The sequence below is a fragment of the Pseudomonas sp. HLT2-19-2 genome (assembly GCF_054898005.1).
Map to the genome: position 1 here is coordinate 3,429,590 of NZ_CM142712.1, position 19,490 is coordinate 3,449,079.

The window sequence follows — 19,490 nt, forward strand, 5'->3', positions numbered from 1 at the left end:
AGGCAGAGCACTGCAACCGGGGACATCCATTACCGGGGCAGTGCTCACGAAAAACCAGCCAATAGATGGGAGCTGAGGCTCAGAGCCTGGCCTCGGCCCTGAAAAAGGCGGTGCTTAGCCCTTTATCGTCATTGACGGCGAACTCAACCCCCACCTGCCGCCCGCGAATATGGGCCGCCAATGGCAACTCGCGACTGGCCGAAGGCGCGAGCAAGTCGTGCTGAGGCCCCAGCTCCTGCAGGACCTGCCCATCCACCACCCGCAGCCCGGCGAAAGCGATGTGATAAGGGCTGGGGTTGGTCACCCGCAGATAACGAGTATCGCCGCGATTCACCAGGCGCCAAAGCAACTGCCGAGGGGCTTCGACCAGTAATGAAACCAGATGCTGCGGGCGGTATAAAAACGCTATGCGCTCGACTTTCTCCAACTGGTCGGCCACCCCTGGGACCCCTTCTTCGACAATCGGTGTCTCCAGGGTGTGCAAGTAAAACAACGACTCACGATCAGCCGGCAAGGCGCCCGGGGTTCTGATGATCCGTATCACCCGCTCCTCACCGGCCCACAGACGAAACAGCGACGGCATGGCGATAAAGGGCGGCAAGAAATCGGCATTGGCGCCAGAGCCACTGATCGAGGCCCGCACCAACGCGGCATGGCCGGAGCTGTTACCGATCAGGGTGGCCACATTGCGCTCCTGGGCATTCAAAATGATCCGTGATGTATTCGCGGCCACACCATCCGCGGCGAACGATGCGTGGCCCGCACCGATAAGTCCCAGACCACATATCAATAAGTGAGAAGCGCTGCGCGCCCTCTCTTTAAAAAACATATTGCCTCCTCTCGTCCTTAGCAAGGCGCCATGCGACACCTCACTGTTGCGTCAAACCAAACTGATAGTAACGACGTAATAAATAGCAACTATTTGCCGCAGCAAACAACACCCCGTCAAATAAGTTGCGCAGGCGGAGTATGAAAAGCACCCATTGGCAAAAACAACAAGACACTGCTCGAATCACCCAAGACTATTCTTGCAATAGCGCGCATCTACTTCGCAAGTAACACCTCACAAGTAGCACGAAGCCGCAGTGCCAACTTAATGAGCGTTAAATCACCCCACCCGACAACCAAGAATATTCTTGCGCCCTCTCCAGATGTCTCTTGTAGGCAAAACCCAACGCCGTCATTAACATAGTCCAGTCAAGCCCCGACAGTCATGTCGGATCTTTATTACGCAGATCAAACTCGCCTCAAGCGGGGGCTATTAAAAAGCACATCTGCGTGCCGCGATCCATCTCTATTTGAAGGGTTCCGTAATGGACTTCCGTAAAACCATGCTCGCTGCCGTCGTTCTTACTGTTGGTACCATGTCGCTGGCTCACGCCGCGGTAAAAGACCAAGGGCACGGCAAAGTTACGTTCAAAGGCTCGATAAACGAAGCGCCTTGCTCGATCTCGCCAGACACCGTCGACCAAACCGTGGATTTGGGCATGGTGTCCAACAAAGCACTGGCCGATGGCGGAAAATCCAAACCGCAGAACTTCCAGCTTAAACTGGAAAGCTGCGACCTGGGCACGTTGAAGACCGTCACCGCAACATTCTCTGGCAGTCAATCGGCCGGCAACCCTGACCTGCTGGGCATCACCGGTTCGGCCAGCGGTGCCAGCGTCGCCATCACCGACGGTAACGGCCAGCTGATCAAGCTAGGCGAACCCTCCACGGCTCGCGGCATTCAGGGCGGCGATAACACCATGCAGTTTTCCGCTTACCTGCAGGGCGACCCTGCTCCAAAAACCGAAGGTGGAGTAGCACCGAAAGTTGTCCCGGGTGAATTCACTTCGGTGGCCGACTTTACCCTCGCTTACCAGTAAGGCTTAACCCGCATCACCCCCATCCAAGGCATGCGATGAACGTCGCATGTCTTGGGGGGCTTACTGTAATTCCAGCTCATAATTGTATTGCCCTGCCACTCGGCACTTACACAAGGCTTCCTCAACCATTGATCGAGGCTCTTCCTAAGCCAGCAGACCCTCTCGCAACCGACTGGACAACAGAACGTCTGTGCCGGGCCATGCCCCACGCCTGATGATTAAACAGAGCGTTACTCAGTCCGCACTCATTCAGCTCAAGAGTATTCGAAAGTGAACCTATACAGAGTATTGGCCGGCGCTATCCTGCTCTTACAGGTTTTCTCAACTTATGCTGCTGAAGACATTCAATTCAACTCGGATGTCTTGGACCTTGAAGACAGTCAACGTATCGACCTGAGCGTTTTCTCCAAGGTCGGTTTTGTCATGCCTGGCACTTACAACCTTGTTGTATATATCAATAAACATGAACTGATGGAACAACCGATACTGTTCACGGCGCCGGATAACTCACCACAAGACAGCATGGCCTGTATCTCCCCGGCCCTGGTCGATAAGTTTGATCTCAAGAGCAGTGCCAAAAGCCAACTGCGCTGGTGGCATGACAATCAGTGCCTGGATATCAGCAGCCTTGAAGGCACCGAGATGCGTATCGACCTCGGCGCCTCGGCGCTCTATCTGAACATTCCCCAAGCCTGGCTCGAGTTTAGTTCGCCGGACTGGGACCCGCCCGCGCGCTGGGATGAAGGGGTTAACGGCCTGTTGCTCGATTACGACCTCAGCGGCCAGAGCAACTCTTCGCAAGGTAAACGCAGCGACTCCTTAAGCGTCATCGGCACTGTGGGCGCCAACCTCGGCGCCTGGCGGCTGCGGGCCGACATGCAGGGACAGACCGAACGCAGTCGCGGGCAAGCGATCCAGCACTCCTTTACCTGGAACCGCTACTACGCCTACCGCGCCATCGCACCCTTGCGTTCACGCCTGACCGTCGGCGAGGACTACCTGAGTTCGAACCTGTTCGACAGCTTTCTTTACGCCGGGGCCAACCTGGCCTCGGACGACAACATGCTACCGCCCAACCTGCGTGGCTATGCCCCGGAAATCACCGGGGTGGCCACCAGTAACGCGCGGGTCACGGTCAGCCAGCAGGGGCGCTTGCTGTATGAGACCCAAGTGGCCGCAGGGCCGTTTCGCATCCAGGACATCAACAATGCCGTCAACGGCAAGCTGGATGTGCGGGTGGAAGAACTCGACGGCAGCGTCCAGGAGTACCAGATGGACACGGCCAACATTCCCTACCTGACCCGCCCCGGCAGCGTGCGCTACAAGCTGACCGCAGGACGCCCATCGGATGGCGAACACAACATCGACGGCCCGCTGTTTGCCGGCGGTGAGTTCTCCTGGGGGGTAAGCAACGGTTGGTCGCTGTACGGCGGCGGCCTCGGCACCCAGGGCTACAACGCCGTGGCACTGGGTGCCGGGCGCGACTTGACGATTCTTGGCGCACTGTCCGTGGACGTGACCCAATCGCGCGCCACACTGCCCCAAGGTAGCATGACCGGGAAGTCCTATCGCGTCAGTTATTCCAAGCGCTTCGATGATTACGACAGCCAGGTCACGTTCGCCGGATACCGCTTCTCCGAGGAGAACTACATGAACATGTCCGAGTTCCTCCAGAGCCGTGAGCAGCAGCAACGCCAAAACAAGGCCAAGGAAATGTACACCGCCACCGTCAATAAACAATTTCGCGAGCAGGGTGTGAGTATTTACCTGAACTACAGTCGCCAGACCTACTGGAATCGCCCCGCCAGCGACCGCTACAGCATGTCGCTTTCGCGCTATTTCGATGCCGGGCGTTTCAAAAACCTGAGCCTGTCGTTGACCGCTTACAGTAACAAAACCGACCGTAATTCCGACCAAGGCGGCTACCTGTCGCTGACTCTGCCCTGGGGCAGCGGCTCGTACAGCTACAACACCTCGGTCAACAGCGCCAACACCACCCACAGTGTCGGCTACTACGACCGCCTCAGCGACAAGACCTACTACCAGGTCAGCGGCGGCTCCTCGCGCACTGGGCAGTCGGTCAACGGCAACATGAGCCACGAAGGTGACTACGCGCGATTCAACGCCAACGCCAGCTACCAGCCTGGCGAATCCAGCGCCATCGGTGGTTCGGTGCAAGGTGGCGCGACCCTGACTGCCCACGGCGGCGCCCTGCACCGCTCGAACATTCCCGGCGGCACACGACTGTTGGTCGATACCGACGGGGTCGGTGGTGTACCGATACGCGGCAGTGGCCCAGCGACGAGCACCAACTACTTCGGCAAAGCGGTGATTGCCGACATCAATCCCTACTACCGCGACCAGGCCAGCATCGACCTGAATAACCTAGGCGACAACGTCGAAGCCACGCGCTCGGTAACCCAGGCCACCCTGACCGAGGGCGCCATCGGCTACCGAAAATTCGACGTGATTTCCGGGACCAAGGCCATGGCGTTTATCACACTGCCCCATGGCCCCACCCCACCCTTTGGCGCCACGGTGCATAACCGCCGTGGCCAGGAAACGGGCATCGTCAGTGACAGCGGTAGCGTCTACCTGAGCGGTATCAAGGCCGACGAGATGATGTCGGTGCGCTGGGACGGCAAGGACCACTGCGTCGTGACCCTGCCGAAAAACCTACCAGCGGACAGCGCCGAGCTTGACCTGCTGTGCCGCGAAGACCTGACCCTGAACGACGCGGCTTAACCCCCTTAATGACTGAGAGAACAACCCCATGAAGAGATCCGCACTTATCACCCTTGGCGCCACCCTGCTGGGCTGCACCCTCGGAGCCACACAGGCCGTCGCCGCCATTGCCCTGGACCGGACCCGGGTGATCTACACCTCCGCCGAAAAGTCCGTGAGCCTGAGTATTACCAACCAGAACCAGCAACTGCCGTACCTGGCCCAGGGCTGGATCGAAGACGCCGAGGGCCAGAAGATCAGCTCTCCGCTGCTGGTGCTGCCACCCATTCAGCGCCTAGAGCCGGGCGCCAGCAGCCAGGTGAAAATCCAGGGTTTGCCCGCGGCCATGTCCCTGCCTCAGGACCAGGAAAGCCTGTTCTATTTCAACCTGCGGGAAATCCCGCCCCGCAGTGAAAAAACCAACACCTTGCAGATCGCCCTGCAGACTCGGATCAAACTGTTCTATCGTCCCGACGCTCTGGTGCCCAATCGCGGAGAAATCAACAGGCCCTGGCAGGAGCAGATCACCCTCACCCGCCAGGGCAATCGCTATGTGGTGAACAACCCGACGCCTTACTACGTGACCCTGGTCGACGCCAAAAGCACGGCAAAAGGTGAGTCTGTCAAAGGTTTTGAACCTTTGATGCTCGCGCCCAAGACCAAGGGCAACCTGAGCATTGACGCCCAGGCGCTGGGCCAGTCGCCAGTGCTTACCTACGTCAACGACTACGGTGGCCGCCCGCACTTGCAGTTCCAATGCAGCGGCGACACCTGCACCGCCAACCCACTGGCCCAGGCTGAATAACCCTGATTATGAAAACTTCGATCAGTGGCGCGCAGCTGTGCAGATACCTGTGCCTGTTGGCGCCGGGCGTGATGACATCTGCCCATGCCCAGAACCTGTTTTTATCTGGCGAACTGGTTGAGCCACCCAGTTGCACCATCAACGAGGGCCAGGTCATCGATGTTGCCTTTGGCCAGAACATCGCGATCCGCAAGCTCGATGGCGTGAACTACCGGCAAACAATTAACTACAAGATCCATTGCGACGTCAGTCAGTTGGAGTGGAGCCTGAGCCTGAAAATCTCCGGTGACGCCACCACGTTTAACCCGGCAGCCCTGCAGACCAGTGTTGCGGGGCTGGGTATCGAGATGCTCCAGGACGGAAAACCGTTGGCCCTCAATAAAGCCCTGGCGATTGACCCAAACCATCCGCCCGCGCTTCAGGCGGTGCCGGTAAAAGACCCAGCGGTTGAGCTGGCGGCCACCGCCTTCGAGGTCACGGCCACCCTGACGGCCGAGTATCAATAAGAGGCTTGTATGGGTACTTATATGCACTATGGGAAATGGATGGTTTTGCTGACGGCGATGATTACCCACGCAACGCTGGCCGAACCCGCCAAGACTCCCAATCTGTACCTGCACGGCGCCCTGGTTAATGAACCCTGCACCTTGAGGCCAGGCGACGAAGCCGTTGAATTGCAGTTCGGCGTCGTCGCCGACAAGTACCTCTATAAAAACCAACGCACTCTGGGCCAGCTATTTGAACTGCACCTGCAATCCTGCGACATCAGCCAGGACAGCACAGTCAAGGTGCAGTTCAGTGGTGTGGAGAGTGCTGAGTTGCCGGGTTTTTTGGCACTTAGCGGCGACACCCGTGGCTTCGCCATTGGCTTGGAACGGCCTGGAGGGCAAGCCATTGCTCTTAATAAACCGAGCCAGCTCTGGAACTTGAAAGAAGGCGAAACGGTTATTTCACTAAAAGCCTTTTTACAAATAGAACCCGAAGCACTGGCCGCGCAAAGTATAGCCCGAGGCGAGTTCACCGCAACCATGATGTTCACGCTGGAATATGAATAAACCGCCCCCCCTGCTTAGATGCATTTGCACTTTATAAACACTCAAACATTATGAGCCAATGACATGCAAGGCATCAAACATAAAACACTCGCACCCGCCATAGCTATATATTGCTTACTTCAACTGAACATCTGCATGGCCGCACCTGTTATATATTCGGTGCGAGATGCGTCAAGCTGGCTTACTTCAAATATATATAAGGGTCCTGTGGCCACTCGAGACTAGCCAGTAAGAGATATGCGACCCCAGCGGACCTTGCCAGATAGTTGGCTGTTCAAAAAGCGGCTTGAACGAATCAAATCCTGCACTGTGCATCCCTTTTGACAAAACTCAAATCCCTGCCGGCGCCACGATGCAACAAGCCCGAGAAATATGGGTTAGAAAACACGGAGTTCTCAGTGGCGAATTAAAAGCTGACCCTCTGGTTACGAATCCAAACTGCATGTCTTTAGTGTCAGTAGGAAATAAGTTTGGAAAATGGCTGCCCGGAATGAGCTGCGTGGCAGTGCCTCCTAAAAACCTTATCTGTACCGCGACTGAACAACTAAATATCAATTACAACACGCTCGAATCCGCCCATGTCAATAACGCCAAGAGCAGCGCCAACCTGAGCATTACCTGCAGCGGTTCAGCCTCCATCACCCTCAAATTGAATGGCCCTAGGGAGATTGATCTTGGCCGATCCGGCGCCTTGCGCGCGACGCTGGATATTCAAGGGAAAGACCTGGCAGATGGGTGTTCTTTTAAGGTAGGGAAAAACTCGACCACGGTCCAAGTGACCTCTACCTTAACTTCAGACTCGCAAGAGGCGGAAAGCGGAGAATTCAAGGGCAATGGTGTTATTGTCATGAGTTATAACTGACATAAAAACTGCATGCTCTATAAGTACGAACCTTTCAAATCCCGCCGCTTGCTCAACATAACATCACATCACATCAATCCTCAATGTGGCCGTTGCGCTAAACTTTCCTCCGCTCAAATTGGCATTCGGTCTTTTCATCAGCACGGCTTTCAACGCGGGAAATTTCGTGATGTCATACACCAGCATAGACCGATTGACCGCCAGGACATTGGTACCATCCCATACTTTGATGGCCAAGTTTACATTGTCCGTGGCCAGATAAGAACTCTCAAAGTTTGACACATCTCCTTTAAACGCCAATGACACATAGAATTGGCTCGCGTGCTCGGTATTTACGCATTTAGGCGTATATTCCACCGGCTGCTCGTAGCGCCCACTATCGACTTTCATTACATCCACCAGACCGAACTTTATATCCATTGGCTTTTCAGTCATCGTGCATACCGGCGCCGAAATCAAGGTTCCGGAAAATGACATCCCCGTCGCGTTTACGCACGGGGATGCAATCAATCCTGCAACGACCAAAGCTACCAATCCATATGCCTGAGACAATGAGTCATGCTTATTCACAAGCGTTCACCAATAGAAATATTAATGTAATTAACAGCCCGTTTAGTAAACGAAGCCGTTCTTTTTTAAGCACTCGCTCACTCAACATTCATCATCAATGTCGCGGCAGCATTAAACGCCCCCGTGGGCCTTCAACGTCGGTCGCAATGTAATTATCACTGAAACTTTCCGGCGCACCAACAATGGTCAATCCTACCGGCAAACGATATGTCAACTGCTTCTGCTGGCTGTGCATGCAACAGGCCCTGCCGTCAGCAGTAATGTCAGCAGTACCGAATTAAAAAGTCCACTTTTGTTATTCATGGAAAATCCACCAGCAGTGTTGCCCGCGCATCAAAATAACCGTCCGAAATTGCTCCCGTAACAAGTTTAAACGGCGCAACCTCCAAACGCACATCACGATGATCGACGTCAAACCAGGTATTAACCCCCACGAACCGGCGTGCGGAATAAAATGCCAACCCCAGCCCAGGAATACTGGTCTGCAATGTAGAGGAGTTATGGTCGTCGGCCACGCCTTTGATCTGCAACCTGACCGTATTAGTCTTTAAATTCTTGCAGGCTATGGAGAATAAGACGGGCTGCATGTAATTAATGCCGTTGATTTCTTCGGTTCTGACCGCATTGCCAAAACTGATGACAATGTTCTGGTTATTGTTCAGAACGCAACTTGGATTAGCTTGGATCGTGCCGCTGATACTGACAATCGTGGCTGAATGAACCGGCCCGACATCCCAAAGCCAGGCAAGCGATGAGAGACTGAACAGCCACAGCACACGCAGACATCGACGGTTAAAGCGCGGGCACTTAGACTGGCTCCACATGCCTGCTCCCTCCATCTTCGTCCGCCCTGAGCCTGATCACTTGCGGCTCAACGCCCAGTTGCACGCTCTCGTTAAAACTCTTGACGATGGCGCTGAAACGCTCCTTGGTGCTTTTGAGTTGCTTGAGGTTTTCACTCAGTTCCAGCCCCTTGCGCTGCAATTCGCCCTTGCGCTTGCGCAGTTGCGCCAGGCCCGCACTCAGCAGCGCCGAAAGTTCTTCGGTACGGGTGTTCTCCTGTTGCAGCAATTCGGCCCGGCGGGTACTGGCACGCTCGCGGGCTTCCAGGCTTTCGGCCAGTTGCGCCAGGACGCTGCTGCGCTCGGCGACTGCCCGTGCGTTGGTCTCGGCCTCCGGGGTCGTGGTTTTCTGCTGTTTAAGGGTGTCTTTCTTTTGCTCGGCCAGGCGGCTGGCCATGCCAGTCAGGGAGCCAAGGGTGTCTTGCACATCCTGCAACAGGTACTCGGTTTCATGGCCGACAGTGCCGCTAATCAAACGCTCGAATTCATCCTCGCCCTGAGCAGCCGGCAGTGCGGACTTCAGCATTGCTACCAGCGCTACATTGAAGGATTCCTGGAGCGGACGTTCCGTTGAATCAGCCTTGGGCAAACCGGCCACGACGGGTTCCTCAGGCGAATGCTCGGATGCTTCGGCAGTAAAGGGGACTGCCTCGGCAGTAACAGGAGCCGCGTCCGTAACAACAGGAAGCGCTTGGGTAGTCACAGGGACCACCTCCACCACTTCATCGACAGGCTGCAAGCCTGAGCTGGAGGCGAACTCGGAGGGTACGATGTCGTTTGCGACGCTTTCGATTTCCAGGGTTGTCGGCAATTCCTGCAGCTCTTCTACCGAGTAAGAGACACGCAGCGGCTCGGCCGCTGGCGTTTCATAGGCCGGACCGAACTGCTGTGTCGACTGACTGGAAATCGCGTTCAGCAGCAAGGATTTGTTCATGCGCAGCGCCTGATGTACATCAACAGCGCCGGGAAAGAACTCCTGCCCCTCAAGATTGATCAGGTGATACGTATGACTTTCGGCTTTATTGGGATTCATGGTGATCAACTCTTCACTATTTGTTTAAGTGCCTGCAGTGCGAGCGCCCGGTCCTGTCGGCTTTCCAGCGCGCCCAGGCTGTATTGCCCCTCTGTTTTGAGCAGGCTCGCCATATACAACCGGACATACCCGACCTCAAGTTCTTCATTAAGGGTATACACCATAAAGTTTTTGCCGATCAGCGGAACGGAAAACCCAAATAACAGCACGGCATTAATTGTTTCGCCGCTACGACTGGCGAGAGTAATACTTCGCAGGGACATATCTGCGCATTCCTTAAAAACTCGGGGCAAATGTCTTGCCAAGCGCCTTATTTTACATTAACCAACCCCTGCAATAATCCAGGAACTTACTTGCTCTCCACCAAGAACGGTCTTGCCTGAGACCCGTCTTTTCCGCACAGGCTTATTGGTCAAGTTTAAGCTGGTAGTATTTACTGAAATTTCATCTACCCGACATTTTGAACAGTGCCTACTTACTTGCAGCGCCCCCAATCTGTCCTGCGATCTTTGCGGACGCGGCTGCGTGCCTTTCACTCACAAGGGACACCATGATTGAGGCTAAACACCTGACCCGGTACCTGGGCGGGCGGCTCCTGGTCGATGCCCTGTCCTTTGAGGTCAGGCAAGGCGAAGTGCTGGGCCTGCTCGGCCCCAATGGCGCCGGCAAAACCACGACCCTGAAGATGCTTAGCGGGTTTGTGGCGCCCACGAGGGGCAGCGCGAACATCCTGGGCTTCGATATCACTCGCCAGCCGCGCCAGGCCCAGCGCCTGATTGGCTATTTGCCCGAGGGATCGCCGTTCTATGACGATATGACGGTGCAGGCTTTTCTCGGATTTATCGCCGCCGTGCGCGACTACCGCGGCGCGGAAAAACGCCGGCGCATCGCCCGGGTCATCGAGCAGCTTGAGTTGGGCAGCGTCTGCCGTCTGCCGATTGAAGGCTTGTCCAAGGGCTTCAAGCGCCGGGTCGGGTTGGCACAGGCCATTCTCCACGAGCCAAGCGTGCTGATTCTCGATGAGCCCACCGAGGGTCTCGACCCCCAGCAGCAACAGGTGGTGCGTAGCCTGATTGGCGATCTTGCCCGGGACAAACGGGTGATCATGTCCACCCACCAACTCGACGACGTGCCGACCCTGTGCAGCCACGTGCTGCTGATCGACCGTGGGCGTCAGGTTGAAAGCGCCACGCCGCAGGCGCTGGCCAGCCGCTCGCGCTTGCATAACGCGGTGCATCTGGCGCCTGCCCAATCCCTCGATCTGCTGGCGCTGGTGCTGTTGCCGGGGGTCGCCCGGGTCGAGCAGACGCCCGGCGTGCCGGGCGCAATCACCGTCCTGGCGAAACCGGGAGCGGTGATCTTCCCGACCATCCGCCAATGGGTCGCCGAACACCAGTGGCCACTCGAACGCCTTGAGGCCGAGCGCGACTGTTTCGCCTCGGTGTACCGCCAGTTGATGCAGGAGCAAACCCAATGAAACTGTTAATGGTGATCGTGCGGCGCGAGCTGGCGAGTTACCTGAAAGCCCCGCTGACTTACCTGTTTCTCGCGGCCTTTGTTGCGCTGGCCGGAATCCTGACTTTCTATCCGGGGGATTTCTACGCACGCAATCAGGCCGATCTCGGCCCGTTCTTCAACGTCCATCCGTGGCTCTATCTGTTTCTGCTGTCGGCGCTGTCCATGCGCCTGTGGGCAGAAGAACGCCAGAACGGCTCCATCGAACTGCTAATGACCCTGCCCGTGGGCGACTTCGCCCGCGTCACCGGCAAGTTTCTCGCCGCCTGGCTTATCGCCGGCATGGCACTGCTGCTGACCTTCCCCATGGTGTTGACCGTCAACTACCTGGGTACGCCGGACAACGGCGCGATCCTGGCTGGCTACCTGGGCAGTTGGTTGCTGGCCGGCGCCTACCTGGCCATTGGCTCGTGCATGTCGGCCGTGGCCCGGCAACAGATCGTCGCGTTAGTGCTGACGATTGCCGTGTGCCTGCTGTTCATGGGCAGCGAACTGGCGCCGGTGCGCGACACGCTGCTGCCCTGGGCCCCGATGTGGCTGGTGGATGGGGTGGCGGGGCTGGGGTTTGCCCAGCATTTCACGGCTATCAGCCGGGGCCTGATAGGTGCCGACGACCTGCTCTATTTCATCAGTCTGATCGTCGCCTGGCTGAGCGCGACGGCGGTCGTCATTGACCTGAATAAAGCCAAGTGAGGCCCTGCCATGAAACGCCTGTTGTTTTCGGGGCTCGGCCTCGTGCTTATCGCCGTGGCCTGCCTGGCCTTCAACCTGCTGGCCGGGCTGCTGCTGCGCGACGTGCAACTGGACCTGACCGAGCAGCGGCTGAATACCCTAAGCCCCGGTACGCGGCAGGTCCTGGCCAGTGTGCAAACGCCGATCACCCTGCGCCTGTACTTCTCCGACAGCCAGGCCCGGGAACTGCCACCGCTGCGCAACTACGCCAAACGCATCGAGGCCCTGCTCCACAGCTACGCGCGTGAAGCGCCGGAACGCCTCAAGGTGCAGGTCATCGACCCCGCCCCGTTTTCTGCGGATGAGGAAAAAGCCGCGCGCTTCGGCCTGCAAGGCGTGCCCCTGCAACAGGGTGGGACGCCGCTCTACCTCGGGCTGGCAGCGACCAACACCCTGGGCGAAACCCAAATCATCGCGCTGTTCTCGCCCAGCGAGGAGCGGCTACTCGAATACGATATCAGCCGCCTGATCCACGCCCTGGACCAACCGAAACGTCCGGTCATCGGCGTGCTTTCGAGCCTCCCGGTGGCGGGAGACGACGATAACCCACCCTGGGCGCTGTTCGAGGAAACCGCCCGGCAGTTCGCGGTGCGGCACCTGCCGCCAGAGCCGACGCAGATCCCCGCCGACCTGGCGGTGCTGATGCTGGTGCATCCCAAGCAGTTGCCCGATGCGACGCTCTACGCGATCGACCAGTTCGTGCTCGGCGGCGGCAAACTGCTGGTGTTTGTCGACCCGCTGAGCCAGGCCGACCCCGCCTCGCAAAAGGCCTCCGGCCTGCCGCGACTGTTCGCCGCCTGGGGCCTTCGGATGCTGCCTGGCAAGGTGCTCGCCGATGGGCGCTACGCGTTGATCGCACCGGGCCGCGGACAGCGTCCGGAGCGGCAGATGACCTGGCTCAACCTGCCACCGGAGGCGCTGAACGACGACGAAATCAGCACCGTTGACCTGCAACGCATGACCCTGGCCACCGCTGGCGTCCTGACGCCCATTGAGGGCGCCGGCACGGTCTTTGTGCCCCTGATACAAAGCTCAGAGGCCGCCGTGCTGTTCGATGCCGAGAGCTTCGGCCTGCTGGATGATCTCGGCGATCTGCTGCGTAATCTCAAGCCCGAAGGCGAGCGCCAGACACTGGCTGCGCGGCTGCAGGGGCCGGCCGACTCGGCCTTCGCCGAAGGTTTTCTGGGCCACGAAAACGGCCTTAGGCACGCCACGAATATCAATGTGATCGTGGTGGCCGATACCGACCTGCTCAGTGACCGCCTATGGCTCGAAGAACAACAACGCCCAGGCAAGGGGTTGCTGCGCTCATGGGCGGACAACGATGCTTTCGTGATCAACACCCTGGATTACCTGGCCGGCTCCGACGCCCTGATCAGCCTGCGTTCGCGGGGCCGCTTCAGTCGTCCGTTCAGCGTCGTGGACGAGTTGCAACGACAGGCCCAGGTGCGCTTCCAGGCCACCTACAAACAACTGCAGCAAAGCCTGGTCGACACCGAACGCACCTTGGCCAGCCTGCAACACAATCCCGACCCCCATGAGGCCGATCTACCGCAAGAGCAGCGCCAGGCGCTGGAGCAGCACATGAGCCAACAACGGCAATTGCGCCAGGACCTACGCACGTTGCAGTACCAGCTCAATCACGAGGTCGATGCCTTGGGGCGTACCCTTAAACTACTCAATATCGCGCTGATCCCCATGCTGCTGGGCTTGTCCCTGCTGCTGGTACTGGCCGTACGGCGCCAGCGCCATGCACGAGGACACTGAACAATGCGTGGCATAAGTCTGGTCGGGCTCAGCGTCGCCTGCGCCCTGTTTATCGGCGCGCTGGTCCATCTCCTTCCAGCGCCGGCCGCCGAGCCGCCGCCGAACGCACCGTGGCTGCCGGAACTCAAAGTCGGCACAGTGAGCGCCCTAGTGATCGCCAGGCCCGGACAAGCCGATATTCGCGCTGAACGGCGTGACGGGCGCTGGGTACTGACGTCCTGGCAAGACTTCCCGGCCGCACCGAGCGGAATCGTCACCTTGCTGCGAGCACTGGACAGCGCCCGCCAAGTCGAAGCCCAGAGCAGCCTGCCGCAACACCTCGAGACCCTGGGCCTGAGCGAACAGGCCAGCCGCCTGACCCTTGAGCGCCAGGGCCAGGCACCGCTTGAGCTGTGGCTCGGCAAGCAGGTGCAGCAAGGCGGGCAACTGGTGCGCCGGGGCGACGACGACACTCCCTGGTTGCTCGATAGCCACCTGCCTCTGCCGCAGAGCCCTGTGGCCTGGATCGACCGTCACCTGACGCGGATTCCTTTCGAGCAAATCCGCCAGCTATCACTGTCCTACCCCAATGGCGCCCGACTGAAGATCTATCGCGACTCAGCCCGGCAGCCGCTGCTTAAGGTCAGCCAGTACCCGACTCGCCCCCGCGTCATGGATGAGGCCGGGGCCAACGACCTGGCGCGGCTTTTTGGCCAACTGACGATCAGCGACGTGGCGGCCGATACCGACCTTGACCTGATGAAGCGACCGGACCTGAGCTTCGAGCTGCTGACCTTTTCCGGTGGCAAACTCAGCGGCCAGATGCGCCAGCGTGACGGCCAGTTCTGGGTCAAGCTCAAAACCATCCAGGGGTTTGCCCCGGAGCGGGTCAACCCCCACGTTAATCGGGTGCTGCGCGTCGAAGGGCCGCTGGTGCGCCGCTTCTAGCCGTATGCGTCAAAAGACTCGCGCGTGGCACGACGAATTAAGATAGAAGCGAGACTCACCTTTGCCGTCCGTTTAATAAAATTTAGGAGATTGCTTTTATCCCCAATACAGAAACAACTTGATTTGTGACTGAGTCGCCCCGGGCTTCGTGGACACCTGGAAAATGCAGAGGCGCACGCATGAAGGCTGGCTGTATTTGGCTATGGTACTGGATCTGTTTTCTCATCAGCTCGTTGGCTAATCAATGAAGTTACAGATAATCCATGACTTGGCCATTGATGCATTATTGATCGCTGTTTGGAAGAGAACAATTTGGTTGCCAGCATGAGCTGCCTATGCAACTTCCATGCCAACGCGTTCGCCGAGAGCTTTTTTCAGCTTCTAAAAAGGGAACGGATTAAGCGAAAAACTCACACCACGCAGCAAGCTGCTCGTAGCGATGTGTTCGATTGAATAGAGATGTTCTTAGCGCAAAACGCCGCTATGGTTTCCAGTTCGCCGACCCTGTTCCGTCTCGACCAGATCACGACCACACTCCTACGCCGCATCATTGCGGCCACTGAGTGGACCCTCTCAGGGAGTTCGCCGCAATGCAGTAATCAACGCTCGAGGATCATGGAAGCAGCCGTGGCAGAAGAGCTGATTAAGAAGAATCCGGCAAAGATAATCGACCTCCCGAAGCGGTCACGCCTGCGTTCTTTGAGTTCGCATTCTTCACCGGGCTCAGGTGATCGGAAGTCGCGGCGCTACGTTGGGTTGCAGTCGACCTGGTGAAACGTCAGGTGCATGTCTGCCGAACGGTGGCGCTCGGCAGGTCGAGGAACGAACAAAGACATGCAAGGACCGTTTTGTATTGCTGAACGAACGTGCTCTGCACGCATTGGATTTCGCGCGCCTGTACGCGGAGCGCCGCGCCACTAGCAATGACTTATCGGCCGCCATACAACTGCCGTCATACTTATGCGACAATATGCTTAATGTCCAACATGAACCCCGCATTCATCGCTCAGCAGCTTGGCCACAGCGTCCAGATGTTGCTGACGACGTATGCGCGTCGACTCAACTCAAGCTCAGACTGGGGGGAGCTGGAAAAGCTCCAGATTGGTATCAATTCGGTATCAGGAAACAACGACCAGCTCTAACCCATTGATAGGTAAGGTAATTGATCTCCACAGCTAACATCACGATGCAGTTCGGCGCCAAGCCGCTATTCGAAAACGTTTCGGTCAAATTCGGCGCGGGCAACCGTTACGGTCTGATCGGCGCCAACGGTTGCGGCAAGTCGACCTTCATGAAAATCCTCGGCGGCGACCTTGATCCGTCCGGCGGCCAGGTCATGCTGGAGCCGAATGTACGCTTGGGTAAACTGCGCCAGGACCAATTCGCCTACGAAGAATTCACCGTGCTCGACACCGTGATCATGGGTCACGAAGAGCTGTGGAAGGTCAAGGCCGAGCGCGACCGCATCTACTCGCTGCCGGAAATGACCGAAGAAGACGGCATGGCCGTGGCAGAGCTGGAAACCGAGTTCGCCGAGATGGACGGCTACACCGCCGAATCCCGCGCCGGTGAACTGTTGCTGGGCCTGGGTATTTCGTTGGAACAACACTTCGGCCCGATGAGCGAAGTGTCCCCAGGCTGGAAACTGCGCGTACTGCTGGCCCAGGCGCTGTTTTCCGATCCTGAAGTGCTGTTGCTCGACGAACCGACCAACCACTTGGACATCAACACCATCCGCTGGCTGGAAAATATCCTGACCCAGCGCTCCAGCCTGATGATCATCATCTCTCACGACCGTCACTTCCTGAACAGCGTGTGCACCCACATGGCTGACCTGGACTACGGCGAGCTGCGCCTGTTCCCGGGCAACTACGACGAGTACATGACCGTGGCGACCCAGTCCCGCGAGCAACTGCTGTCGGACAACGCCAAGAAGAAGGCGCAGATCTCCGAACTGCAATCCTTCGTCAGCCGCTTCTCGGCCAACGCCTCGAAAGCCAAACAGGCCACTTCCCGTGCCAAGGCGATCGACAAGATCCAGCTGGCCGAGGTCAAGCCTTCGAGCCGCGTGAGCCCGTTCATCCGTTTCGAACAAACCAAGAAGCTGCACCGCCAGGCGGTCATCGTCGATCGCATGGCCAAAGGCTTCGACGGCAAGCCGCTGTTCAAAGACTTCAGCTTCCAGGTTGAAGCGGGCGAGCGCGTGGCAATCATCGGCCCGAACGGTATCGGCAAGACCACCCTGCTACGCACCCTGGTCAACGAACTGACCCCGGATGCCGGTAGCATCAAGTGGACCGACGCCGCGGAACTGGGCTACTACGCCCAGGACCACGCTTCGGACTTCGAAGACGACATGAACCTGTTCGACTGGATGGGCCAGTGGACTCAGGGCGAACAAGTGATTCGCGGTACTTTGGGCCGGATGCTGTTCTCCAACGACGAGATTCTCAAGTCGGTCAAGGTCATCTCCGGTGGTGAGCAAGGTCGCATGCTGTTCGGCAAGCTGATCCTGCAAAAGCCGAACGTGCTGATCATGGACGAACCGACCAACCACTTGGACATGGAATCCATCGAAGCGTTGAACCTGGCGTTGGAGAACTACCCGGGCACGCTGATCTTCGTCAGCCACGACCGTGAGTTCGTATCGTCCCTGGCCACCCGCATCATCGAGTTGAGCGCCAGCGGCGTGATCGACTTCAGCGGTACTTATGATGACTACCTGCGTAGCCAAGGCGTAGTTTTCTAAGCGCCGGCTGCAACTGAAAAGCCCTGTCCTGGTGACGGGGCTTTTTTCATTTCAGGGTACGGACTGAGGAGAAAGTTAGCCTGCTTCCTCTTATTTCCCATGCAAGCCATGATGCAGTTCTCCCACCGCCGCCCGCGAACGAGCCCTCATGTCTGCGCAGCAAAAGCGCCTGATTACTGATCCGCGGTCTGCACCCCGGCCCTGTCCGGTTTGCCCAGAGCATGAGAGAAGAAGCGCCCGGCTTCGGACACCAAGGTGCGGTGAATGTCTTTGCGGTCGACGCCATCGGCATCGGTGCACAACGCCGGCATGGCAATTATCTGCTCTTCGTTGCAAGGCGCCATGAACACAAAGTGCCCTGCCCCGGCCAGCAACTTGAAGTCCGGTGCGATCGGCAGTTTGCGCGCCAGGGCAGCGGCATTCTTGTCGAACGCCACCAGTTTGTCGCCGTCGCCGCTGTATAGCAGTACCGGCACATGCACGTCGGCCAGGGTATGGCGGCCAAATTTCAGGCTCAGCGGCGCCATTAGCAGCAAGGCGCGAACCCGAGGGTCAGCCACCGGCTGCAAGTCATCACGATCGACAATCAATTCACCTTGAGTGTTGCAGGCATCGCGGTCGTCCGGGCGCTCCTGGCAATAGCGGCGCAAGCGGTCCAGGTCTGGCGTCGCGCCGGACAGAATCAGCGCCGTCTCCCCACCTGCCGAATAGCCGATCACGCCGACCTGATCGGCATTGACGAAGGGCGCGAGCATACGGTCGCCGAGCGTCGCGGTAATGGCTTCGGAAATCTGGATGGGCCGACCGTAAAGGTTACTCAACGTACCGAGGCGGCTGTGATCTTTGGAGTTGTCACCGGGATGGATAACCGCCACCACCACAAAACCTTTGCGTGCCAACGACGTGGCAAGGTCGTGCAAGGCCAGCGGGGTTCCGGTGTTGCCGTGGGACAGCATCAGCAACGGGAAACGGCCGACAGTGACTCGGGTGTCTTCGCCCGCTTCGACTGTGTAGCCGTCGATTTTGCTGGAGTGCTCCTCGTCGCTGGAGGGATAGAAGGCGATGGCGCGCATCGGCTGCAAGTCCAGAGGGTCAAGAAAGCTCATCTCATGGAAGCCGGCGCTCCAGTGAGGATGCGGCGCAAGCGCGGCGTGCACTGAATTCAGGCTGCTGAGCAGGCAAATCAGTAACGTTGCACAAAGACGCACCATGGGATGCCCCACCTTGTTACTTGACCGGAGACGGTGACCCTCAACTGCATAACTCGGGCCAGGAGATGAAACAACCAGATACAAAAAACTCCGCATCTGGCACTTGCGTGATCAGAATACAGAGTTTTTTGGGTGTTGCCCGAGCTGTTTGATTTTCTTTACATAAGCCTTACGCGGCGGCGAACAACTGCTCGCTGATTTGCGTGTGAGCGTCGCTCATGGCTTTGGTGCGGACTTCGTCGCCGTAGGCAAGGCCATGGGCACGGACGAACTCGATGTCCGTGATACCGATGAAGCCGAACAGCACTTTCAAGTAATCTTCGTGAGCAACACCCGTCGCTTGACCGGCATGCAGACCACCGGCAGTCGATACGATGACGACTTTCTTGCCCCCGCACAGGCCTTCAGGGCCGGCTTCGGTGTAACGGAAGGTCTGACCGGCAACGGCGATGCGGTCGATCCATGCCTTGAGTTGTGTCGGGATAGTGAAGTTGTACATCGGGGCTGCAATCACCACGGCATCGGCGGCGAGGAATTCGGCCAGCGTCGAGGCGCTCAGCTCGGCTTCGTGCTGCTGGGCGGCGTTGCGCAATTCAGCGGTGGTGCCGGCGGCGACCAGGGTGGTGGCGGAAAAGTGACTGATGGCATCGGCGGCCAAGTCGCGGTAGGTCACCACGGCAGCCGGCTCGGCCGTTTGCCAGGCTTTAACGACTTCGCTGCTCAGCTGACGGGAAGCCGAGTTGTCACCAAGAATGCTCGAATCGATATGCAGCAATTTCATGTGGGATCTCCAGGTGAGGATCGCTACGCGGCGATCTGATGGAGAGAAT

The 19,490-nt window shown here is 58.0% G+C and carries 18 protein-coding genes and 2 pseudogenes; 13 read left to right on the plus strand and 7 right to left on the minus strand.

The window, feature by feature from the left end:
- Positions 1-79: 79 nt before the first annotated feature.
- Positions 80-829 carry a fimbrial biogenesis chaperone gene (locus tag ACYZTU_RS16040; RefSeq protein ID WP_461964167.1) on the minus strand — a complete coding sequence of 250 codons (750 nt, stop codon included), beginning with the start codon at positions 827-829 and terminating at the stop codon, positions 80-82.
- Between the two features lie 484 nt (positions 830-1,313).
- Here ACYZTU_RS16040 and ACYZTU_RS16045 point away from each other — a divergent pair, with 484 nt between their 5' ends.
- The 6 genes from ACYZTU_RS16045 (at position 1,314) to ACYZTU_RS16070 (ending at position 7,314) form a co-directional block, all read left to right on the plus strand.
- Positions 1,314-1,868 (plus strand): fimbrial protein, encoded by a 555-nt coding sequence (locus ACYZTU_RS16045; RefSeq protein WP_461964168.1) that lies wholly within the window; start codon positions 1,314-1,316, stop codon positions 1,866-1,868.
- Positions 1,869-2,138: 270 nt separating this feature from the next.
- On the plus strand, positions 2,139-4,613 hold the full coding sequence (locus ACYZTU_RS16050; protein WP_461964170.1) for an outer membrane usher protein: 2,475 nt from the start codon (positions 2,139-2,141) through the stop codon (positions 4,611-4,613).
- Positions 4,614-4,641: 28 nt separating this feature from the next.
- Positions 4,642-5,397 (plus strand): fimbria/pilus periplasmic chaperone, encoded by a 756-nt coding sequence (locus ACYZTU_RS16055; protein ID WP_461964172.1) that lies wholly within the window; start codon positions 4,642-4,644, stop codon positions 5,395-5,397.
- 8 nt (positions 5,398-5,405) lie between these two features.
- Positions 5,406-5,903, plus strand: a complete 498-nt coding sequence (locus ACYZTU_RS16060) for a fimbrial protein (protein ID WP_461964174.1) — start codon at positions 5,406-5,408, stop codon at positions 5,901-5,903.
- A gap of 9 nt (positions 5,904-5,912) precedes the next feature.
- Positions 5,913-6,452 carry a fimbrial protein gene (locus ACYZTU_RS16065; RefSeq protein WP_461964176.1) on the plus strand — a complete coding sequence of 180 codons (540 nt, stop codon included), beginning with the start codon at positions 5,913-5,915 and terminating at the stop codon, positions 6,450-6,452.
- Between the two features lie 286 nt (positions 6,453-6,738).
- Positions 6,739-7,314, plus strand: a complete 576-nt coding sequence (locus ACYZTU_RS16070) for an MrpH family fimbial adhesin (protein WP_461964178.1) — start codon at positions 6,739-6,741, stop codon at positions 7,312-7,314.
- A gap of 63 nt (positions 7,315-7,377) precedes the next feature.
- Here the strand turns inward: ACYZTU_RS16070 and ACYZTU_RS16075 are convergent, their stop codons facing one another.
- From ACYZTU_RS16075 to ACYZTU_RS16090, 4 genes are all read right to left on the minus strand, one after another.
- A complete protein-coding gene (locus tag ACYZTU_RS16075; RefSeq protein ID WP_461964180.1) occupies positions 7,378-7,884 on the minus strand; it encodes a fimbrial protein in 507 nt (168 codons plus the stop codon).
- 299 nt (positions 7,885-8,183) lie between these two features.
- Positions 8,184-8,708 (minus strand): fimbrial protein, encoded by a 525-nt coding sequence (locus ACYZTU_RS16080; RefSeq protein ID WP_461964182.1) that lies wholly within the window; start codon positions 8,706-8,708, stop codon positions 8,184-8,186.
- Entirely contained in the window at positions 8,692-9,759 is a 1,068-nt protein-coding gene (locus tag ACYZTU_RS16085) for a hypothetical protein (protein WP_461964184.1), read from the minus strand. Before ACYZTU_RS16085 ends, ACYZTU_RS16080 begins: the two co-directional genes overlap by 17 nt.
- Before the next feature lie 5 nt (positions 9,760-9,764).
- Positions 9,765-10,022 carry a hypothetical protein gene (locus ACYZTU_RS16090; RefSeq protein ID WP_461964186.1) on the minus strand — a complete coding sequence of 86 codons (258 nt, stop codon included), beginning with the start codon at positions 10,020-10,022 and terminating at the stop codon, positions 9,765-9,767.
- Between the two features lie 287 nt (positions 10,023-10,309).
- Between ACYZTU_RS16090 and ACYZTU_RS16095 the strand changes: the two genes are divergently transcribed.
- From ACYZTU_RS16095 to ACYZTU_RS16125, 7 genes and pseudogenes are all read left to right on the plus strand, one after another.
- A complete protein-coding gene (locus ACYZTU_RS16095; protein WP_461964187.1) occupies positions 10,310-11,236 on the plus strand; it encodes an ABC transporter ATP-binding protein in 927 nt (308 codons plus the stop codon).
- Positions 11,233-11,967 (plus strand): ABC transporter permease subunit, encoded by a 735-nt coding sequence (locus ACYZTU_RS16100; protein ID WP_461964188.1) that lies wholly within the window; start codon positions 11,233-11,235, stop codon positions 11,965-11,967. Before ACYZTU_RS16095 ends, ACYZTU_RS16100 begins: the two co-directional genes overlap by 4 nt.
- Positions 11,968-11,976: 9 nt before the next feature.
- Positions 11,977-13,773 (plus strand): GldG family protein, encoded by a 1,797-nt coding sequence (locus ACYZTU_RS16105; RefSeq protein WP_461964189.1) that lies wholly within the window; start codon positions 11,977-11,979, stop codon positions 13,771-13,773.
- 3 nt (positions 13,774-13,776) lie between these two features.
- Positions 13,777-14,700, plus strand: coding sequence for a DUF4340 domain-containing protein (locus ACYZTU_RS16110; RefSeq protein ID WP_461964190.1), 924 nt, complete (start codon positions 13,777-13,779; stop codon positions 14,698-14,700).
- A 172-nt stretch (positions 14,701-14,872) separates the two neighbouring features.
- Positions 14,873-15,150 (plus strand): annotated as a pseudogene (locus ACYZTU_RS16115) (IS3 family transposase); the annotation flags it as partial.
- A gap of 54 nt (positions 15,151-15,204) precedes the next feature.
- A pseudogene (locus ACYZTU_RS16120) lies at positions 15,205-15,842 on the plus strand (site-specific integrase); the annotation flags it as partial.
- A 20-nt stretch (positions 15,843-15,862) separates the two neighbouring features.
- Entirely contained in the window at positions 15,863-17,449 is a 1,587-nt protein-coding gene (locus tag ACYZTU_RS16125) for an ABC-F family ATPase (RefSeq protein ID WP_461964191.1), read from the plus strand.
- A 173-nt stretch (positions 17,450-17,622) separates the two neighbouring features.
- On the opposite strand, the gene ACYZTU_RS16130 is transcribed toward ACYZTU_RS16125, so the two are convergent.
- Both ACYZTU_RS16130 and ACYZTU_RS16135 read right to left on the minus strand, forming a co-directional pair.
- A complete protein-coding gene (locus ACYZTU_RS16130) occupies positions 17,623-18,660 on the minus strand; it encodes an alpha/beta hydrolase family protein (RefSeq protein ID WP_461964192.1) in 1,038 nt (345 codons plus the stop codon).
- A 169-nt stretch (positions 18,661-18,829) separates the two neighbouring features.
- A complete protein-coding gene (locus tag ACYZTU_RS16135) occupies positions 18,830-19,441 on the minus strand; it encodes an FMN-dependent NADH-azoreductase (protein ID WP_461964193.1) in 612 nt (203 codons plus the stop codon).
- Between the last annotated feature and the right edge of the window lie 49 nt (positions 19,442-19,490).